Origin of the sequence: Campylobacter troglodytis (assembly GCF_006864425.1) — a bacterium.
Classification (GTDB): Bacteria; Campylobacterota; Campylobacteria; order Campylobacterales; family Campylobacteraceae; genus Campylobacter_D; species Campylobacter_D troglodytis.
On the sequence record NZ_QHLI01000087.1, the window covers coordinates 1 to 6,654 of the forward strand.

A 6,654-nucleotide genomic window follows, 5' to 3' on the forward strand; every position below is an offset into this window, starting at 1 on the left:
TGCAAATAATGCCTTAAAATCTATGCTAGAATCATTAACTCAGCTTTATGATAAGGCACATTTTACTTATAGAATTTTTAGCATTAGAGTGGCTTATAGCATTTATGAATACATACTAATCATCCCTAAAAAGATGCCAAAATTTATTGCTAAAATGCTTAAAGAAAAACGAAACAAGGCTGAGATAAAATATGGCTATGGAAGGTTTATTGATTTACAAAAAGATTATGTAAGAGGTATTGATGAGAGCAAGGAAAAGGAAGTAAGGTTAAATATACAAGGCAAGATCTTATTAGCACCTAGTGGTATGCAAAGCTTAAGAGTGGTTGTGAGGTGAGAGGGTAGAAAATTACTTGGAAATAAGCTAAAATTCAAGGTGGGTTTGGGTAGAATGTGTATATTTTTTGGAAAATAAGTTGAATTTAAGATAGGTTTGGGTATTTTTGCAAAGATAATTAACTGTATTAAAAGAGAAAAATGACACTCTTTAACAAATGTAAGCTATGTTGAGAAAATGTAAATATTTTAGGCTCAAGACAACTTAAACTCAAATAAAGGAGTTTTAAGTTATGATTACAGCGATGAAAAATAAGCATATCAATCGTTTCAAAATTTCAGAGGCTAAATTTAAAGAATTGTACAGTATTTTTTTTTGCTTCGCCTTGCAACTTTTGGTGAGGCCTTGATATTAAAGCCATAAAAATTGCAAAATTAAGCAACAATTCTTGCCAAAGCATCAATAAAATAATCAAAAATATTAGAATTTTAGCCCTTAAAGAATGTGAAAAAATTCAAAAATGCAAGATTGAAATAGCTGAGAGTTATCTCGGTGGTGTGCGAGCTAAATGTGGACGTGGGGCTGGTCGCAAAAGTTTTTACTTCGTTACGACCCTTGTCCCTCTGCGAGAAGGTATGCTAAAGCGAAATGGACAAGTTTATACTCAACTTGTAAAAGCTTGCCTTGTTAGTGAACTATTACATATGGGATTTAAGCGATATAAGCAAGACGAAATTTTAGTGCTTGGCTATTTATGATGGTTTAGTTGATTTTTTACAACGCTATGCCCCTCACTTTGCAAAGCAAAGTTATAGAGTAAAGCACTCAAAAAAATGAGTTTAGCTTAGCTAAGAATCACATAAACTAAATTGTGAATTTCTGAGGCTTTGCATAGATTAAGCAAGTTTAAAGGAATCAGAAATTTTATACTTCATTTAAAAGAAACAAAATTAAGACGAAAATTTTAAGGCAATATTCTCATCAAAATTTATTAAAGTTGATAAGAGAAAATCCGCTTAAGTTGTCTTGAGCCATATTTTTAATACTTTGACTGAGAATTCTTATGGAGATTGGATGGATGATAAGGGATAAAGCACGAGGCTTTAGCATAATAATATGTCCTAAATGCAAGAGTAAATACAAAACAAAGCCCATAAACAAAACATATATGACTATCATTATGGTAGCCCTTGGCATTATAGCTTTGTTTTACCACATCTGTTTTGATATAGGCTATTTGCTAGGATTCTTTGGTATTTTTGTATGTGGAAAGCTGGTTATATTATCTTGGATTTGCTTGATAGCACTTTTGAGCAAATTATAGAAAATGATGAGGGCAATAAAGCTAAGCGATGAACATAATAAAAAATAGTTCTAAATTTATATCCCAAAAGCATATAGGTTATAGCGTAGAGCTAGATCTTGAATGTTTAAACGAAGATCTAGCTTATAAATTATGCCATATCACGCAAATGCAAGTAGCTGATTTAAGATTAGCCTTGCAAATATGCGATATAAATAAGATAACAAAAAATTCAAAGATCAAAATTGATGCCTTAGATAAAACGGCATATCAAAAAGATTTATATCCGCAAATAAATTTTTTATCTAGTCAAAATAAGATCTTAAATTTGCGCACAAAGGCGATACAGCTGTTTGCTTTATTTAAAGATGAAAACAAAGATGCGAAAGATATTAAAAAGATCTTAAAGGACATAAAAGAGCTTTTAAATTCATATAAGACAAAAGAAGATCATATCTTTAACTCATTAAATGACTATAATTTTGCTAATACTGCGCAAATTTTTACAAAAGCAGATCAAAAATTACAAGAGTTGCAACTTGCCTTAGATGAATCCATAAAACAAGCAAAGCAAGATTTACAAAGCCGGTTCAGTAAAGACATAATTATATTAAGTGCAAAAATTATTTCCACGACACATTTCCCATTAATAGCCTTTGTGCTAATAAATAATCCCACTTCAAAATTAGCAAAAGCACTTATTCCACTTTTAAGAGGAGTACCACTAGGACCCGTTGGCATAACTCTTTCACTGTTTTTTCTTTTGTACGATCTTTATGATTTTATTTCAAACAAATATAAAGAAAATCAAAAGCTACAAGCTGCTTATGAGGTTTATGGAGCAATACTTAGCATTTATGAAAAATTAAACTATCATTTACTAAGCCTTTTAAATTTTTCACATTTAGCAGCCGGAAATCTCATCACAACGCAAAAAAATAATATTTTTACCTATCATTTATATCCAAATTATGCGAAATTTAGTTCTGCTTTTTTATATGAGTTTTGCCAAGATAGCAGTTTAACATTTGCAGATAAAACCTTTAAGGCTAAATTCAGCCTAGATAGCAAGAAAGAAGATATTCATTCATATTTAAAGAATATTTTTGATGAAAACAACAAGTCCTCTAAGAAGATAATTGTAGGCAAAACAGTTACACAGTTTTCTACATTTTGCACCTCGCATTTGCTTAAAATTTATGATAAGGATGATAATATCACAAACTCATCGGCATTTCATCACTTGCAAAATTTATTATTAAAATTTGATAGCTTTTTATTCATAAAATCATCTAGTTTTAGCTCCATAATGGCAAGTGATATGTTGTTGCAAAGCTTTTCACAAAGCAAACAAAATGATAAAATGCGTAGTAATAAAACAGCCCTTATTTTGACAAATTGTTTGCATAATGGCTTACCAGAATATAAAATGCAACAATACATCAAAGATAAATGTTTCAACAATGATTACATAAAGAAAAATATATTATTTTTATCTGCAATGTTTAGGGTTAAAAAAGCTGATTTTATACGGTATATTACTTGTAAAATTATTGACATATTTAATCAATATAAAATACAAATAAAAGAGCTTGATGAGCTAATAAAAAAATATCATATAGCAGATGATTCATTGATATTTGATGATAAAAAAATTTGTAATATGAATGAAAAAGAATTTTGTGCTTATGTTTATGAATTATGTGCTTTATTTACGCAAGAACAAAGTCTTGAAAAAATTCAAACAAAGGACATTAAAGAAATAATGAATTTCCTATTAGATCTTTCTTATTTGCTTTCACATTTTAATGATTATGAGATTACAAAATTAAAAGACTATAAAAGCGAAATAGATGAGGAATATAAAAAACAAAAAGATTTGCTGCAAGATTTTTTTAAAGAACAGTTTATCAAAACCAATAAAACGTCAAATTTATTTTATAATATTAATGAGCTAGAAAGCCTATGTCTTGCAATGCTTGATAAGTATTTTAATAAAAATGACAATGTGCTAGCTAACATATTAAGCGTAAAGATCAATTATTTAGAGCTTGAAAAATACCTATTAAATACCTCCTTAGAAACTTATCAACAAGTAGTAATATCCTATATAAGCCCACTTTTGCCACTGCATAAAGATATATTAAACATTTTAGATAGACAAAATCTATTTAAATTTTGCAGGATTAGCATTCAGTACATCTTAAATTCTAAGAACGAAGCAAAAAATAATTTTTTACTAGGCTATGAAGCAAGTTTGTTATCGCTTAGTGCCATAAATATAGATATAGAACAAAACAATCCTTATGATGAATCCATATTAAAAGAGCTCTTAGATCTAGGACAAAAAGACATAAAAAACAGCAGTATATCTGCACTATTGCAAGATAAATTTTACAAATACAATCACGTAGAATTTACCTTAAATTTTTTCAATGAAGCTAAGATAGATCTTATCAAACAAATTACCCAAGATCTAGCAAAGAATTTAGATAAACAAAGTAGTACTTATGTCAAGGAATTATATGACAAGATAGATAGGAGCACAAGCATTAAGCATATAGTTCAATCATCCGCAATTAACACTATAATGACATATATTGCAAATACAATCTTAGATAAACTTTTCCCAACTCAAATAAAAAATAGCAAAGCTATGAAACAAAAAATTGTTGCCTTGCTTTTTGCACTAAACCGTCATCAAAATACACCCTATGCCACCTGCAAACAAGGAAGTAAGTATTTAACCTTTCCCATAGAAATTACCCAGACTCTTATGAGTGCTGATTTGAGAGCGATTTTGTTGGGTGGTGCTGCTTTGGATAGTGGATTTTGCATAAAAACACCAAGCCTAGCTATATTTAACGAAAATCAAACAAATGCAATACAAACAATCAAAGAAAGCCTAAAACATTTCATAAATTTTAATGTAGATTTTGATGCCTTAGATGGCAAGAAACGAACTGTTATAAAGGAAGCTTATGCGAAACTGTGGTTTTATCTAAAAATGGGAGAAAATAAGCACTTAGAAAATTATTTAAGAAATGAGGTTTGCATTAAACCCAGAGAATGCGATTTAGCAAATCTTACAGATGGCAGATTTATTCAAACCAAACTAAAAAAGGCAAAAGAACTTGATAATAGCATAGATAATTTTGAAACAAAGGGAGGTGTAGCAAAAGATGGCATAAAATTTAACCACGATTTTTTGATTCAACTCAAACGCATTGCAGAGTGGAATTATGCGATATATACACAAAAAGCTAAAAGCAAAGGCAATAAAGATGATTGCGAAGAAGAATTAAAAATAGAACAACTTTGCGGCACTCTTATCTATGATGAGGAATTTATCCCAACAAGCATTGATATAATAGACTAGATAAATTTAAGGAGCTAAGTTGAAAGGTGCGATATTTGAAAGAGAAGAGATACCTTTTTGGCAAAAAATTCATAGCGATATGGAAGCCAAAGAAGCAAGATTTCAAGCCAGTATCCCACCCAACACTGACGAACAACAGCACATAAAAGAATATAGACTTAACTTCATACTAAAAACCCTAAAATCCTACAAGTTGCATCCTAGTGGCAACGGCATTAAATGGAGCAATGAAGAAAAAGAAAGCTTTGTAAAATTAAGCTATAAAGAACAACGCAAAATGATAGTTCGAAAAAGCGAGCTAAAATCTTCTCTTTTTCCTTATGTAACAGTGGATTATGAGCCTTATAAATATAGCGAACGCATAAGCGATAGTGCAAAAAGAGTATATCAAAAAGCACAAAGCTTACTTAATCAAAACAAGAATTTAGATTTTAGCAATTTAGATTTTAAGATTAAAGAAGAAATATTTAATAATCTAAGACTATCCTATAAAGAAGGCTATCTTAAAGCAGGAGTAGAGTTAGCAAAATTACTTTTTAAAAATTCGCATTTAAGGGACCATAAAAATGCGGGCAATGAAATAGCAGAGTGCTCCTCTATCACACAAGCCTTGCTTGATGAGAAAATCCCAGAAAATGCTTATATGTATTATCAGCTTTATAAAAATGGCTTATTGTATCTTGGGAGAGAGCAAGCCCTAGAATGCTACAATTATGCTTTAGAATCTATCGTATGGGAGGCAATAGATGAGGAAACACAAAGAGAAGAATCTAAATATTCACTTATTTCTGCAGAGCTATGGCTAGCAGCTGCTATTAAATATCAAAGCCCATTGGCTTTTTCTATGGCGGCAAGTAATTACTGCCCCACAGGTGTGCCTATGGTTCTTATGTATGCTCTTATCCCATTTCACGCCTGTGTTCGTTGCAATATCGCACTTGGAGGTGGTGCAATCAATACACTTATTGAAAATTATCGTTTAAGCGAGGGGGACTTTCCAAGATCTTATACAAAGGCAGCCCAACTTGAGGCTTACAAGAAAAAAACTGCTTTGCAAAAAGGATTAATAAACGAACTTGATCCATACTTTGATGAAAAATTCCCACCTGAAAGCTTAATAGATCTAAGCTCATTTGCTCAAAGCTGTGTATATGGCGGACGAAAGGGGAGTTTAGGTATAGCTTATGCCAAAAAAATCGGCTTAATGAAGGATGTAAGGGATAAAGATTCAACCCCGCAAAGCATAAAGGAATATTACTTGATGATGTGGAGAATCATTGTGGCTGATATTAATGGCTTTAAGAGGCTTCCAAAGTTATTTGATAGTTACAGAGGATACATAACACATCAGATCTATGAAAATCTCCAATACGGCTACCCATCCGCTCGTCCTTATATCTTTCCAAAAGAGGTGCTTGATCTAGAAATTGATTTCACAAGGGGTGTGGAGGATTTAAAACAAGGCTCAATTTAACTTAAGCGGATTTTCTCTTATCATTTTGAGTAAAATTTTATACAAATCTTGTTGTTGTATTTTAGCATTATATCTAAATTCAGTTTCCTTTAAATGAAGCATAAAATTTTCCTTTTTAATATCTTTAAATTTAGCTAAGCTATGTTTAGCATAACCCCAAAAGTTCACAATTGCATTTATGTGATTCTTAGCTAAGCTAAACTCATTTTTTGAGTGTTTTA

General features: G+C 30.8%; 4 protein-coding genes and 2 pseudogenes. 5 read left to right on the forward strand and 1 reads right to left on the reverse strand.

Annotated features, from left to right (window positions below; all coding sequences use genetic code 11):
- From DMC01_RS13865 to DMC01_RS11670, 5 genes and pseudogenes are all read left to right on the forward strand, one after another.
- On the forward strand, positions 1-337 hold a 337-nt coding region (locus tag DMC01_RS13865), incomplete at its 5' end, for a hypothetical protein (RefSeq protein WP_185908914.1).
- Positions 338-569: 232 nt separating this feature from the next.
- Positions 570-1,307: pseudogene (locus DMC01_RS11655) on the forward strand (IS1595 family transposase).
- 48 nt (positions 1,308-1,355) lie between these two features.
- Positions 1,356-1,601, forward strand: coding sequence for a hypothetical protein (locus DMC01_RS11660; protein ID WP_142694376.1), 246 nt, complete (start codon positions 1,356-1,358; stop codon positions 1,599-1,601).
- A gap of 28 nt (positions 1,602-1,629) precedes the next feature.
- Entirely contained in the window at positions 1,630-4,959 is a 3,330-nt protein-coding gene (locus tag DMC01_RS11665) for a hypothetical protein (RefSeq protein WP_142694377.1), read from the forward strand.
- A 19-nt stretch (positions 4,960-4,978) separates the two neighbouring features.
- The gene (locus DMC01_RS11670) at positions 4,979-6,433 is read left to right on the forward strand and encodes a hypothetical protein (protein ID WP_142694378.1); all 1,455 of its coding nucleotides are present in this window, start codon (positions 4,979-4,981) and stop codon (positions 6,431-6,433) included.
- Here the strand turns inward: DMC01_RS11670 and DMC01_RS11675 are convergent.
- A pseudogene (locus DMC01_RS11675) lies at positions 6,425-6,654 on the reverse strand (IS1595 family transposase); the annotation flags it as partial. The gene DMC01_RS11670 and the pseudogene DMC01_RS11675 sit on opposite strands and share 9 nt — an antisense overlap.